Below are 13,909 nucleotides of genomic sequence, written 5' to 3'. Positions count from 1 at the left end.
GTTAATCGAAGAAGCTCTTCACCCTATCGAACCAGCTCTTGCTTTGCGGGCTGTGCCGGGCGCCACCTTCCACCAAAGCTTTTTCGAACTGCTTGAGCAGGTCGCGCTGCGGTTCCGTGAGCTTGACCGGCGTCTCGACCTGCACATGCACGTACAGATCGCCGGCAATACTCGAACGCAAGCCCTTGATACCCTTGCCGCGCAACCGGAACGTCTTGCCCGACTGCGTGCCTTCGGGCACCGTGAAGCTCGCGCGGCCCGCGAGCGTGGGCACCTCGATTTCGCCACCCAACGCCGCCGTGGTGAACGGAATCGGCATCTGGCAATGCAAATCGTCGCCGTCGCGCTCGAATACCGAATGCTGCTTGATATGGATCTCGACGTACAGATCGCCTGACGGCCCGCCGTTGATGCCCGGTTCGCCGTTGCCGGCCGAACGGATGCGCATGCCGTCGTCGATACCTGCCGGGATCTTTACTTCGAGCGTCTTGGTTTCCTTCACCTTGCCCGCGCCGTGGCAGTGAGCGCACGGCTCAGGAATATAGGTGCCGGTGCCGTGACACTTCGGACAGGTCTGCTGGATGCTGAAAAAGCCCTGCGACATCCGCACAGCACCCGAACCGCTACACGTCGGGCAGGTTTCCGGCTTGGTGCCGGGCTTCGCGCCCGAACCGTGACAGACTTCGCACGAGACCCAACTCGGCACGCGAATCTGCGTGTCGTAACCATGCGCGGCCTGTTCCAGCGTGATTTCCATGCTGTAGCGCAGATCGGCGCCGCGATACACCTGCGGGCCCGCACGTCCGCCGCCGCCTCGCGCCGCGCCGCCTGCCGCCTGGCCGAAGATGTCGCCGAAAATATCGCCGAACGCATCGGCAAAGCCGCCGAAGCCTTGCGCACCGGCGCCCCCCATGTTCGGATCGACGCCCGCGTGACCATACTGGTCATATGCCGCACGCTTTTGCGAGTCCGAGAGCATTTCATAGGCTTCCTTCACCTCCTTGAAATGCTCTTCCGCATCCTTGTTGCCCGGATTGCGGTCGGGGTGGTGCTTCATCGCCAGCTTGCGATAAGCCTTCTTGATTTCGTCGTCGCTCGCGTTCTTTGCGACGCCCAGAACCTCGTAGTAATCCCGTTTCGCCATATCGGTTCAACGCCCCTCGCGAGAGTGCCGCGCGGTGGCTCCTCTTGAATGCTGGAGTCTCACGACTCGTCCGGTCGTGTTTCGTGCCACCTGAATGCGGCTCAAAACAACGGCCTCCATAAAACAAATGTGCCCGGAGAGCCCAAAAGGCTCGCCAGGCGTGATAACCGCTCTTGCACGTTCCCGCGTCCAGATGCCCGCGGTCCTTCGTGCAGCCGGGCCGCACACAGAACCCGTGTGCGGCTTTACGGTCGGAATGCGACCTGGCTTTAGTCTTTCTTGACTTCCTTGAAGTCGGCGTCGACCACGTCGTCCTGCTGCTGGCTCGCGCCACCAGCCGACGGGCCCGCGCTCGCGCCCGCCGCGCTTGCTGCCGCAGCTTCGGCACCTTGCGCAGCCTGCATGTCGGCGTACATCTTTTCGCCCATCTTCTGCGAGGCAGTCGCCACCGCTTCGATCTTGGCTTCGAGTGCAGCCTTATCGGTCGAACCGCTCTTCAGTGCGTCTTCCAGGTCCTTCAGCGCGGTTTCGATCTTTTCCTTCTCGCCGGCTTCCAGCTTGTCGCCGTACTCGGTGAGCGCCTTCTTCGTGCTGTGGACGAGCGCGTCGCCCTGGTTGCGGGCGTCGGCCAGCTCACGCAGCTTGTGATCTTCTTCCGCGTTCGCTTCGGCGTCCTTCACCATCTTCTCGATTTCTGCTTCGGACAGACCCGAGTTCGCCTTGATCGTGATGCGGTTTTCCTTGCCGGTCGCCTTGTCTTTCGCGCCGACGTGCAGAATGCCGTTCGCGTCGATGTCGAAGCTCACTTCGATCTGCGGCGTGCCGCGCGGTGCCGGCGGAATGCCTTCAAGGTTGAACTCGCCCAGCAGCTTGTTGCCCGCCGCCATTTCGCGTTCGCCCTGATACACCTTGATCGTCACGGCGCTCTGATTGTCGTCAGCCGTCGAGTAGACCTGCGAATGCTTGGTCGGGATCGTGGTGTTCTTGTTGATCATCTTCGTCATCACGCCGCCGAGCGTTTCAATGCCGAGCGACAACGGGGTCACGTCGAGCAGCAGAACGTCCTTGCGGTCGCCGGACAACACCTGGCCCTGGATCGCGGCGCCAACGGCCACGGCTTCGTCCGGGTTCACGTCGCGGCGCGGGTCCTTGCCGAAGAATTCCTTAACCTTTTCCTGCACCTTCGGCATACGGGTCATACCGCCGACCAGAATCACGTCGTCGATTTCGCCGACCTTCACGCCTGCGTCCTTGATAGCGACGCGGCACGGTTCGATCGTGCGTTCGATCAGTTCTTCAACCAGCGCTTCGAGCTTGGCGCGCGTGATCTTCAGGTTCAAGTGCTTCGGACCCGACGCGTCGGCCGTGATGTACGGCAGGTTGATTTCGGTTTGCTGGCTCGACGACAGTTCGATCTTTGCCTTCTCAGCCGATTCCTTCAGGCGCTGCAATGCGAGCACGTCCTTCGACAGATCGACGCCCTGCTCTTTCTTGAACTCACCGATGATGTAGTCGATGATGCGCTGGTCGAAGTCTTCACCGCCGAGGAACGTATCGCCGTTCGTGGACAGCACTTCGAACTGCTTTTCACCGTCGACATCGGCGATCTCGATGATCGACACGTCGAACGTACCGCCGCCCAGGTCATACACGGCGATCTTGCGGTCACCCTTCTCGTTCTTGTCGAGACCGAACGCGAGCGCGGCTGCGGTCGGTTCGTTGATGATGCGCTTCACTTCCAGACCGGCGATGCGGCCTGCATCTTTGGTTGCCTGACGCTGGCTGTCGTTGAAGTACGCGGGAACCGTGATCACAGCTTCGGTGACCGGCTCGCCGAGGTAGTCTTCAGCGGTCTTCTTCATCTTGCGCAGCACTTCCGCGGAGATTTGCGGCGGAGCGAGCTTCTGATCGCGCACTTCGACCCATGCGTCGCCGTTGTCGGCCTTCATGATCTTGTACGGCATCAGGCCGATGTCTTTCTGAACTTCCTTCTCTTCGAAGCGGCGGCCGATCAGGCGCTTAACCGCGTACAGCGTGTTCTTCGGGTTCGTGACCGACTGACGCTTGGCAGGCGCGCCGACGAGAATCTCGCCGTCTTCCATGTAGGCGATGATCGACGGCGTGGTGCGTGCACCTTCCGAGTTCTCGATCACCTTGACCGAATTGCCTTCCATGATCGCCACGCACGAGTTGGTCGTGCCGAGGTCGATACCGATGATTTTGCCCATTTTTACTAATCTCCTGACTTTGATCGCTGCGGGAATCGCCCTGTTTGCCGTCTGGCGGCAAGGCAATCCGCCCTAAATTCATACCTGCACTCAACATAAGTGCGTCCGCATCGTTTTCAAGACCTCTTTTGCGATGCGGTCTTTAATTTTTTTCAATCGACCGGACTTTTGCCCGAATCCGCTCCGTCGGCTCGCGCACCGCCTGCTGCATTGGCCGAGCGGATCTTCTCGCGCGCCGCCGCAACCGCCGCCTCGAACTGCGCTAGGCCGTGCCAGCCGGTCGCCCGACCCAGCCGTTTGCCGCGGTGGAAAAAGAACCACGTCGGCACACCATGAAGCACGAAACGCCGGCCAAGCTCGCGGTGCTCGTAGACATTGCTGTGAAACCAGCGCAAGCCGAGCGCATGGATCGCGTCCGGCTGAGCGAGCATGGCCTTCTTGGCGATCTCGCAGTTGACGCAGTCGAGTCCCCAGAAGAACACCACCGCGAGTTGATCACCCGCTTCGGCGAGACTGGCGTCGAATGATTCGGCGCTCAACTCCTGCATGTCAAACGCCGAAAACGCGGTTGCGTCGACGGGAATTTTGGCCATGACGATGCCTACTGGTGCCTACTCGTTGTCTACGGCTGCGTACAGCGGGCGCGAGCGAAACCCGTACGGAATGCGGTGTGAACCGGCCTTACTTCGGCGCCGCGACGGTGACGAGCGCCGGGCGCAGCACGCGATCCGCAATCACGAAGCCCTTTTGCAACACGGCAACAACCGTGTTCGGCTCCTGGTCGGCCGGCACCATGGAGATAGCCTGATGGCGGTGCGGGTCGAACTTCTCGCCCACCGGATTCAGCGCGACGACGCGGCCCTTCTCCAGCGCCCCTGTGAGCTGACGCAGCGTGAGTTCGACACCTTCGCGCACTTTCTGAAGGTCGTCGGTCGAGTGAGCGACGGCTGCTTCCAGACTGTCGATCACGGGCAGCAGATGCTCCGCGAAGCTCTCGATTGCAAACTTATGCGCTTTCGCAACGTCTTCTTGCGCGCGGCGGCGCACGTTTTCCGTCTCGGCTTTCGCGCGCAGGAAGCTTTCCTGCAATTCGGCGATCTTCGCCTGCGCTTCGGCCAATGCAGCTTCCGCACCCGTGGCCGGCGTGTCCGTGGCGACGCTCGCAGCGGCTTCCTGCTCCGGAGTGACCGCCTCGGCGGCCTGGCGCGCGGTTTCGTCCGCGGGCGTGGGATTCTGGCTCGTCGGGTTCTCTTGCGTGTTTTCCATGTCGCTGAAAGTCGTTAAAAAATTAAAAGCCAACGGCAGCAACGGCGCATGACACGAACGCGATTTGTGCGTTGCAAAATCGCGACAGTTATCCAGGCGCGCTACCACGTATCGAAACGGCAGTTGGGGCCGCAAATGCGCCATTTCAAGCGTCTTCGCCGAAATTTTCAAACCGGCAGCCGCCGGCCGAAACGCGCGGTTACAACCATGAGTGCGCGGCGATCAGATTCAGATTGAGCGCGGCGTGCAAGTGACCTATGCTCCAGTTACGCGGCGGAAAAACAGCGTTAACCCTAATCTGACATGAACCTTTCCGCCTTTTTGCAATTTCCACCTGGCTAGCTCGTTTCTTTTCCGCACCATCCCAAAAGGGGGTACCGTGAAACTGACCTTTGCAATCTCGGTGGTCGCACTGGTACTCGTCGCGGGCACCACGACCATCTGTATGTCTGGGGCGGTCAACGATCACACAACCGAATACGGCGGCGTGAACGCGACCATGGAACAACTGTTCAATCCCCACCTGAAAATCTGTCGATAGTCCGGCGGTCGCGCTTGGTCGGGCGGCCGTGTAGTGCCTCGGCCGGCTCGCGATAGGTCTTGCGGCGCTCGTGCTCGGCCTGCCTTTTCTGCCGGCTTTCGTCCGTTTCCGCGTAAAGCGTCTGCGCGACGCTCGCTGGGCCGCGCACGTCGCATACGCCCAGCACCTGCACCTGCCAAACGAACCGCTCGATTTCGATCTCGACGAGATCGCCAACCCGCACGTCCTTGGCCGGCTTCACGTTGGCTCCGCCTATGCGCACACGCCCCTTCTCGACCGCGTCCGCGGCAAGCGAGCGCGTCTTGAAGAAGCGTGCAGCCCAAAGCCACTTGTCGATGCGCAGCTTCGCGCCCGGTTCCGTCGAAATTCGGTAGTTCATAAGCGTGCTCAAGCCGGAGTGTGATGCGGTACGGGAACCGCCTGAACCGGCCAGCCTTGCAGATTCTGCGCGACGATTTCGCCAAGCGCGGCAATCCACGCCTGCGACGCGTTCACGCAAGGAATGCGATGAAACTCCTTCCCGCCGGCATGCAGGAACTCGTCGCGCACTTCCATGCCGATCTCCTCGATCGTCTCGAGACAGTCGGCGGTGAAACCGGGACAAAACACGTCAGCACGCCGCACGCCTGCCGCCCCGAGTTCCTTCAGCGTGGGCGCCGTGTACGGCTGCAACCACTCCGCCTTGCCGAAACGCGACTGGAACGTGATCCGGCATTCCACCGGCGTGAGGCCGAGAGCCTGCATCAGCAGCGCGCCGGTCGTCTGGCACTGCTCGTGGTACGGATCGCCAAGATCGAGCGTTCGCTTGGGCACGCCATGAAAACTGAGAACGAGCTTGTCGCCGGCAGCGAAATCCGGACGACCATGGAGATGCCAGTAGTGGTGCACCTGCGCAGCGAGCGCTGAAATGTACGCGGGATGATCGGCGTACTGGCGCACCGTGCGGATCTCGGGCTGGTTACGCATGCGCTTCAGGGCGGAGAACGCGTCGTCGAACGCGGTTGCCGTTGTCGACGACGAGTATTGCGGATACATCGGCACCAGCAGCACACGTTCGGCACCGGCGAGCTTCAGCTGATTGAGCATGGCCGGGATGCCGGGCGTGCCGTAGCGCATTGCGTACTCAACGAGCACCGTGTAGTCATTCAATTGCAGCAGGTGGCGCAACCCTTCCACTTGCTTTTCCGTATAGACGCGCAGCGGCGAGCCTTCGGGCATCCACACGGCCGCATATTTCTTCGCAGATGCGCGACCCCGGAACGGCAGGATCAGAAGCCGCAGAATGATTTGCCACAGCAGCGCCGGAATTTCTACCACGCGAGGGTCGGAGAGGAACTGCGCGAGATAGCGGCGAACCGCTCGAGGCGTTGGCGCGTCGGGCGTGCCGAGATTGATCAGCAGCACGGCAACGCGGTGCGACGTGGCGTTCTGCGAGGGCCGCTCGAGATCGAAGCGCATAGGCAGCAGGAATAACCGCTCAAGGCGGGAAGTGGAATCAGGTGGGATTCATTATAGCGGCGAGCCTCGTGGCCGCGCGCCTTGGAGACCCCTGGCCGTTCGGCCAATTGGCAGGCGGCGCCGGCTCGCGCATCATGTGCTGGATGAAACGCCGCAGCGGCGACGGGCTACTGCTGGCTGAGCGTCAGCGAGAGCAGTCTCGCGGTGATGTCCACGATCGGGATCACGCGGTTGTAGGCCATTCGCGTGGGTCCGATCACGCCAAGTGTTCCGACGATCTTGCCATTCACCTCGTACGGCGCGGTCACGACGCTCATCTCCTCGATAGGCACGAGGTTCGACTCGCCGCCTATGAAGATCTGTACGCCCGCCGCATGACTCGACACATCCAGCAACTGAAGGAGACTGGTCTTTTGATCGAACACATCAAAGAGCTTGCGCAAGCGCGCCATGTCCGAGGAAAGATCCGCGACCTCGAGCAGATTGCGCTCGCCCGAAATGAGCACGGTCTCGCCAGTGTCCGATTCGTCGGTGCTCGCGGTGACGGCCGCATGCATGAGCGTGGTCATGTCGCCGCGCAACTGGTCGATCTCTTCGCGCAGGCGGCGGCGCACTTCGTCGAAAGAAAGACCGGCGAAGTGCGCGTTGATGTAGTTGGATGCTTCGACCAGTTCGGACGGCGTGAAATCGCGCTGGGTCGCCATCATGCGGTTCTGCACGTCGCCTTCGGGCGTAACGATGATCAGCAGAATGCGCTTGTCGGACAGGCGCATGAATTCGATCTGCTTGAACACGTGGCTGCGCCGCGGCGTGAGCACGACACCGGCAAACTGCGACAGATTCGAGAGCACGCTCGCCGCCGCGGCCACGATTTTCTGCGGCTCGCCTGCCTGCAGCGTAGTCTTGACGGTACGCGTGACCGCTTCTTCGTCTGCGGCAGACTCGACAGTCAACATTGTGTCGACAAAAAGCCGGTAACCGCGCGGCGTGGGAATGCGTCCAGCCGAAGTATGCGGGCTGATCACAAGGCCCAGATCCTCGAGGTCCGACATGACGTTGCGGATGGTCGCCGGACTCAGCTCCAGGCCGGAATAGCGCGACAACGTGCGCGAGCCGACCGGCTGACCTTCGGCAATGTAGCGCTCGATCAGAGTTTTTAGGAGGGTTTGTGCGCGAGGATCTAGCATGACGAAAAATTTTAGCTCAATGGTGCGACTACCGCGAGCGCTAACGGCGCCCAACACCGGCGGATCGACCGCCGCTCGCCAGGACTGCGTCTTGCGCCGGTTTCAGCGCCCTGTGCCGCGTTCGGTCCAGTGCGCCGCCAGCTCTGTTGCCAAAGGCCCCGCCCGCAGCGCGCCGTTGCAGTTTGCAGGGCGCACATGTCATCAAGGCTTCACCATTCTAACGATAATCCCTAACTGCGCTGGCCGCCCGCCCGTGCCGGCGGGCCGCCGGGTCCGCGCGCGGTTCTTTTCGGGCCTTACCTATGGTGTAATGCCGGCATGCAAGTAACCAGCCAGTTCAAGACCGTGGCGCTCGTTGGGCGCAACAACACCCCGGGCATCCGCGAGCCCCTGACGGCGCTCGCCTCCTGCATCGCGAAGCGCGGCTTCGAAGTTTTTTTCGAAGCCGACACCGCTGCGGAAATCGGTGTAACCGAGTATCCGGCGCTGCGTCCGGCCGAGATCGGCGCGCGTGCAGATGTGGCGATCGTGCTGGGCGGCGACGGCACGATGCTGGGCATCGGGCGGCAACTGGCGCCTTACCGCACTCCGCTCATCGGCATCAACCACGGCCGGCTGGGCTTCATTACCGACATCCCGATCTCGGACATGAGCGAGATCGTGCCGCAAATGTTGGCGGGCAACTTCGAACGCGAGGAGCGCGTGCTGCTGGAGGCGCGCATCATGCGCCAGGGCAATCCGATCTATCACGCGCTTGCCTTCAACGACGTGGTGGTCAATCGCAGCGGCTTCTCCGGCATGGCGGAACTGCACGTTTCGGTGGACGGCCGCTTCATGTACAACCAGCGCTCGGACGGCCTGATCGTCGCCACGCCCACCGGCTCGACGGCTTACGCGCTGTCGTCGCAAGGGCCGATTCTTCATCCGCAGTTGCAGGGCATCGTACTCGTGCCGATCGCGCCGCACGCGCTGTCGAACCGGCCCATCGTGCTGCCGGACGACTCGAAGGTCAGTATCCAGATCGTTTCCGGGCGCGAGGTCAACGTCAATTTCGACATGCAGTCGTTCACATCGCTCGAACTGGGCGACGCGATCGAAGTGCGCCGCTCGCGTCATACGGTGCCCATGCTGCATCCGGTCGGCTACAGCTATTTCGCGACGCTGCGCAAGAAGCTGCACTGGAACGAGTACCCGTCGCACGAAGAAGACGGCAAGCTCTGACCGGCGGAATGCCGGGATACAAGCGCCGCTAGAGAAACCCGAATATCAGGCTCACAAACCACCTTCATGCTTCGCCACCTCTCGATACGCGACTTCGTCATCGTCGCCGCGCTCGATCTCGAATTCGACAGCGGCTTTACCGTTTTTTCCGGCGAAACCGGCGCCGGCAAGTCGATCCTCATCGACGCGCTGGCGCTCGCGCTCGGCGCGCGCGCTGACGCGAGCGTCGTTCGCACCGGCGAGAGCCGCGCCGACATCACCGCGGAATTCGACACGCACGCGCAGGTGGATCAGTGGCTTGACGAGCAGGCGTTCAGCGCGTCGGTAGCCGACGGCCAGAACGGCGGCACCGTGATGCTGCGCCGCGTGGTGGATGCCAATGGCCGCTCGCGCGCTTTCATCAACGGCACTGCCGCAACCTTGGCGCAACTGCGCGAGGTCGGCGAAATGCTGGTGGATATTCATGGCCAGCACGCGCACCAGTTGCTGATGCGTCCCGACGCCCAGCGCGAACTGTTCGATACCCACGCAGGCCTGAGCGAACTTTCCGCAGGGGTCACGCGCGCGTGGCGCACATGGCGCGAGAAGGTTCAGGCGGTAGAGCATGCGCAAACGCGTGATCGCGAGTTGCAACTGGAACGCGAGCGGCTTGCCTGGCAGCTTGCGGAGCTGGACAAGCTGTCGCCCCAGCCGGGCGAATGGGAAGAGGTTAACGCTGAGCATCGGCGGCTGTCGCATTCGGCGAACCTGATCGACGGCGTGCAAGGCGCGCTGACTGCGTTATCCGAATCGGACGAAGCGATGATCACGCATCTTGCGTCGATCGTGTCGAACGTGCGCGATCTCGCGGAAATCGATCCGGCCTTGAACGACGTACTGGCCGCGCTCGAACCCGCAGAGATTCAACTTCAGGAAGCTGCGTACTCGCTGAGCCATTACGCCCAAAAGCTCGAACTCGATCCCGACCGGCTCGCCCAGGTCGAAAAGCGCCTCGACGCATTGCATTCGGCGGCGCGCAAGTTCCGCTTGCAGCCCGAAACGCTGCCCGACGAACATGAAACACGCCGTGCGCAGCTTGCCGCGCTAGACGCTGCCGCCGACCTCGATAGCCTGCACGCAGCAGAAGCGAAGGCGCGCGAGGTATTCGTCGCGGAAGCCAAAAAGCTGTCCAAGGCACGCGCGAAGGCCGGCAAGGCGCTCGGCGCGGCGGTCACCACGGGCATGCAGGAACTGTCGATGAAAGGCGGCAGCTTCGAAGTAGCGCTCGTGCCGCTGCCGGAGGGCGGCGCGCATGGTTTGGAGCAGGTCGAATTCCGCGTCGCGGGGCATGCAGGCGTGCCGCTGCGGCCGCTTGCCAAGGTCGCATCGGGCGGCGAACTCGCGCGGATCAGCCTTGCGCTGGCTGTGATCGCCAGCGCCGCAAGCCCAACGCCCACGCTGATCTTCGACGAAGTGGATACGGGCATTGGCGGCGGCGTCGCCGAAGTGGTCGGACGGCTATTGCATCAACTCGGGGAAGCACGCCAGGTGCTCTGCGTGACGCATTTGCCACAGGTCGCCGCACGGGGCGACCATCATTTCCAGGTGGCGAAGACCGGCAACGGCAAGGGCGGTACGGTAAGCAGCGTCGTTTCCCTCGACAAGGCGAGCCGCGTGGAAGAAGTCGCGCGAATGCTCGGCGGGCTCGAAATCACGCCGACCACTCGCAAGCACGCGAAGGAAATGCTGGCGGCTTAGTCGTATTAGGGCTGCGGCGAACGCCCGGACCTCAGCGCGGGCAGGTTTTTAACGCCGGAGCGGCACCACGCAAAGCGCCGGCAAGCCGCGCTTGTGCCGCGGCCCGCCATAATGCACGTCCTCTTCAACCCTCGCCAAACACCCGCTCCCAAAGTGCGAGCACGGCATCGCGCTCCGTCGCGACGAGAGCCGGCTCCACGCGCGCCTTCTCCATCCCATCCAGCCGCAACTTGTGCTGCAGTTTCCGGTACGTGCGGTAAGCCGCGCCGACCGTCTCGGCTTCGGCCTCGCTCATCAGCCCGAGGCGCGACACTTCGCGCAGCAGAGCAATGTTCCCGGTATTGCGGATCAATTCGGGATCGCGCGCCGCATGCAGCAAGACCCAGTACTGCACGGTGAATTCGATATCCACCATGCCGCCGCGATCATGCTTGAGGTCGAACAGCGTCGTATGGTTAGGGTGCCCGGCGATCACCCGCTCGCGCATCTCGACAATCTCGGCGGCAAGCTGCCCGGCGTCGCGCGGCGTGGTCAATACCTGTTCGCGGATCGCCTCGAACTGCGCGCCGATCTGCGCGTCGCCCGCACAGTAACGCGCGCGGGTCAGTGCCTGGTGCTCCCAGACCCATGCGGTGTTGGCTGCGTCGCCCTCGCGCAGTTGATAGCGGCGGAACGCGTCCAGGTCGGTGACGAGCAAACCCGACTCGCCGTTCGGCCGCAGGCGCAGGTCGATATCGAACAATGTGCCTGCGCCGGTCGCCGTGGTCAGCCAGGTAATGAGCCGGCGGGTGTACGTGGAATAGATGTCGGCTGCGGCGTCGTCGGGATCGTCGTAGAGAAAAATGACGTCGAGGTCGGACGCATAGCCCAACTCTTTGCCGCCCAGCTTGCCGTATGCGATCACCGCGAAACGCGGCACCTCGCGATGGCGCTTCGGCAACTGGTTCCACACAGCTTCCAGCGTTACATCGAGCACGGCGTCGGCGAGTTCGGACAGACGGTCGCTCACATGTTCGACGCTCAGCTTGCCGGCAAGGTCGATCAGCAGAATACGGAACACTTCTGCCTGGTGCGCGTGGCGCAGCAAGTCCATTTGCTGCTCGACGCCGTCCGCGGCGGCAAGCCGCAAGCGCAACGTGCGCTTGAACTCGGACCAGTCGAATGGACTGTTGATTGCCTCGTCGTCGAGCAGTTCGTCGAGCAATTGCGGATGGCGGATCAGATAGCCGGCCGCCCAGCGCGAGGCGCCCAGCACCGACAACACCCGATGCAGCGCTTGCGGGTATTCGGTCAGTAGCGCCAGGTACGCGCCGCGCCGGCTCACCGCTTCGAGCAGATCGAAAAGACGCGCGAGCGTATCGCCGCGCCGCTCGGGCGGCTCCAGCGTGCGGGCGGCTTCGAGCGCGCGCTGCGCGACAATGTCGAAACGCTGCCGGCTGCGTTCGGCGAGCCCCGCATAACGCGACGATTGCCACACGCCGCGCAGCCGCGCGAGCAGATCGCCCGGCTCCGCCACACCCAGTTCGACGATACGCGCGCGCAACGCATCTTCCGCGCTGTCGTCCGAGAGTGCGCTGCTCCAGACCCAGGCCGCCGCGCCGTCTTCGGGGGCGCCGCAGCCGTCGCGGCCGCTTACCTTGTCGGCAAATATCTGATCGAACTGCTGTTCGACAAACTCACGATGCGCGTCGAGCCGCGCCATCAACGTCGGATAGTCGTCGCAGCCCATGGCATGGGCGAGTGCCGCGCGGTCCTCGGAATCGACGGGCATCGCATGAGTTTGCGCGTCGTTGCGATATTGCAGCCGGTGTTCCAGTTCGCGCAGGAACCGATACGCTTGCGAAAGCTTCACGCAGACCGATGTGTCGATCAACCCATGCGTCGCGGCGTGACGCAACACGGCGAGCGTCGGACGCACACGAAAACCGGCGTCCTGGCCGCCGCGGATCAACTGGAACACTTGCGCGCTGAATTCGATTTCGCGGATGCCACCGCGCCCCAGCTTGATGTCGTCGGCCTTGTCAGGGCGCATCGACGCGCGGCGCTGCGCCTCCTGGCGAATCTGCAGATGCAATGCGCGAATCGCACTTATCACGCCGAAGTCGAGATAACGGCGATAGACGAACGGCGTGACGATCGCATCGAGCTGTTTCGAGAGACGCCGCGCCGCCTCGCTGGTGGCTTCCGAAACGAGCCGGCCCTTGATCCACGCATAGCGTTCCCACTCGCGGCCCTGCACATAGAAATACTCTTCGAGCATGCCGAGACTGCATACGAGCGGCCCCGAATCGCCGTTCGGGCGCAAACGCATGTCGACGCGAAATACATAGCCATCGGCGGTGACTTCGGCGAGAGCGCCGATCAGCCGCTTGCCGAGGCGCGTGAAGAAGTCCTGCGTGGCGATCGCCGCGCGCTGCCCGCCGGCGGTCTCGCCGTCGTCTTCATAAATGAAGATGAGATCGATGTCCGACGACACGTTCAGTTCCCGGCCGCCGAGCTTGCCCATGCCGACCACGCCCAGCGTGAGCCGCTCGCCTTGCGGGCCGCGCGGCTCGCCAAAGAGCGCCTCGAGTTCGGCGGAAAGCACGGCAAGCGCGCGCTGGATCGTCGTCTCGGCCAGATCGGTCATCGCTCCGGTGACTTCGGCGACGTCCGCCTCGCCAGCCAGGTCGCGCTCCATCACTGCGCAAAACACCTCGGTGCGCAACCGGCGCAGGGCCCGTTTTAGTGCCTCTTCGGTCAAGGGAGCGAAAGCGCCGCCGGCGGCCTCCGCGCAGAGCGTGTCAAAGCGGGCGTCGATGCGCTCGCGGGTCAGCGGCGCTGACGCAAGCTCCGCCACCTTCACGGCGAGTTTGGGATGCGCCGCGGCGGCGCGCGCCGCATAGTGCGAATAGTCGGAACTCAGAAGAGTAGCGTGAGTCATCAAAGGTCTGGCTCGCTCGTTGCTTGATTGTCGGGGACTGTGCGCCAGAGGCATGACTGCTTCGTCGCACCACGACTTCCCGCGTGCCGACGAGGCTCGCGCGGCGGCGTGCTGACAGGGCCTGCACGAAGTCCTGCCGACGCTTTCCCGTGTGTTACATTTCGTCGTTAAATCGCAAAACTACCATACGCCCACCCGCCGCAG

The 13,909-nt window shown here is 62.9% G+C and carries 11 protein-coding genes; 3 read left to right on the top strand and 8 right to left on the bottom strand.

Annotated features, from left to right (window positions below):
- Position 1 precedes the first annotated feature (1 nt).
- From dnaJ to grpE, 4 genes are all read right to left on the bottom strand, one after another.
- On the bottom strand, positions 2-1,144 hold the full coding sequence (dnaJ, locus tag OH764_RS02340) for a molecular chaperone DnaJ (protein ID WP_020069711.1): 1,143 nt from the start codon (positions 1,142-1,144) through the stop codon (positions 2-4).
- A 269-nt stretch (positions 1,145-1,413) separates the two neighbouring features.
- Positions 1,414-3,372 (bottom strand): Hsp70 family protein, encoded by a 1,959-nt coding sequence (gene dnaK, locus OH764_RS02335; RefSeq protein ID WP_498847893.1) that lies wholly within the window; start codon positions 3,370-3,372, stop codon positions 1,414-1,416.
- Between the two features lie 152 nt (positions 3,373-3,524).
- The gene (locus tag OH764_RS02330; RefSeq protein WP_498847892.1) at positions 3,525-3,965 is read right to left on the bottom strand and encodes a thioredoxin family protein; all 441 of its coding nucleotides are present in this window, start codon (positions 3,963-3,965) and stop codon (positions 3,525-3,527) included.
- Between the two features lie 88 nt (positions 3,966-4,053).
- Positions 4,054-4,638 carry a nucleotide exchange factor GrpE gene (grpE, locus tag OH764_RS02325; RefSeq protein WP_027804896.1) on the bottom strand — a complete coding sequence of 195 codons (585 nt, stop codon included), beginning with the start codon at positions 4,636-4,638 and terminating at the stop codon, positions 4,054-4,056.
- A gap of 379 nt (positions 4,639-5,017) precedes the next feature.
- Here grpE and OH764_RS02320 point away from each other — a divergent pair, with 379 nt between their 5' ends.
- Positions 5,018-5,179, top strand: coding sequence for a hypothetical protein (locus OH764_RS02320; protein ID WP_006047884.1), 162 nt, complete (start codon positions 5,018-5,020; stop codon positions 5,177-5,179).
- On the opposite strand, the gene OH764_RS02315 is transcribed toward OH764_RS02320, so the two are convergent.
- From OH764_RS02315 to hrcA, 3 genes are all read right to left on the bottom strand, one after another.
- On the bottom strand, positions 5,151-5,558 hold the full coding sequence (locus tag OH764_RS02315) for an RNA-binding S4 domain-containing protein (protein ID WP_020069707.1): 408 nt from the start codon (positions 5,556-5,558) through the stop codon (positions 5,151-5,153). The two genes, OH764_RS02320 and OH764_RS02315, sit on opposite strands and share 29 nt — an antisense overlap.
- Positions 5,559-5,566: 8 nt before the next feature.
- A complete protein-coding gene (gene hemH / locus OH764_RS02310) occupies positions 5,567-6,637 on the bottom strand; it encodes a ferrochelatase (protein ID WP_310354195.1) in 1,071 nt (356 codons plus the stop codon).
- A 167-nt stretch (positions 6,638-6,804) separates the two neighbouring features.
- Positions 6,805-7,824, bottom strand: coding sequence for a heat-inducible transcriptional repressor HrcA (hrcA, locus tag OH764_RS02305; RefSeq protein ID WP_020069705.1), 1,020 nt, complete (start codon positions 7,822-7,824; stop codon positions 6,805-6,807).
- 318 nt (positions 7,825-8,142) lie between these two features.
- Between hrcA and OH764_RS02300 the strand changes: the two genes are divergently transcribed.
- Together OH764_RS02300 and recN are read left to right on the top strand one after the other, a co-directional pair.
- Positions 8,143-9,045 (top strand): NAD kinase, encoded by a 903-nt coding sequence (locus OH764_RS02300; RefSeq protein ID WP_027804895.1) that lies wholly within the window; start codon positions 8,143-8,145, stop codon positions 9,043-9,045.
- Positions 9,046-9,111: 66 nt separating this feature from the next.
- Positions 9,112-10,782: a DNA repair protein RecN gene (gene recN / locus OH764_RS02295; RefSeq protein WP_498847891.1), complete on the top strand. Its 1,671-nt coding sequence runs from the start codon at positions 9,112-9,114 to the stop codon at positions 10,780-10,782.
- A gap of 124 nt (positions 10,783-10,906) precedes the next feature.
- Here recN and glnE read toward each other — a convergent pair whose 3' ends face one another.
- On the bottom strand, positions 10,907-13,705 hold the full coding sequence (gene glnE, locus OH764_RS02290; RefSeq protein WP_498847890.1) for a bifunctional [glutamate--ammonia ligase]-adenylyl-L-tyrosine phosphorylase/[glutamate--ammonia-ligase] adenylyltransferase: 2,799 nt from the start codon (positions 13,703-13,705) through the stop codon (positions 10,907-10,909).
- Between the last annotated feature and the right edge of the window lie 204 nt (positions 13,706-13,909).

Origin of the sequence: Burkholderia sp. M6-3, assembly GCF_050858985.1 — a bacterium.
In the GTDB taxonomy this organism is placed as follows: Bacteria; Pseudomonadota; Gammaproteobacteria; order Burkholderiales; family Burkholderiaceae; genus Paraburkholderia; species Paraburkholderia caledonica.
The sequence above is the reverse complement of the archived record's forward strand: the minus strand, read 5'-3'. Positions and strand labels throughout refer to the sequence as shown.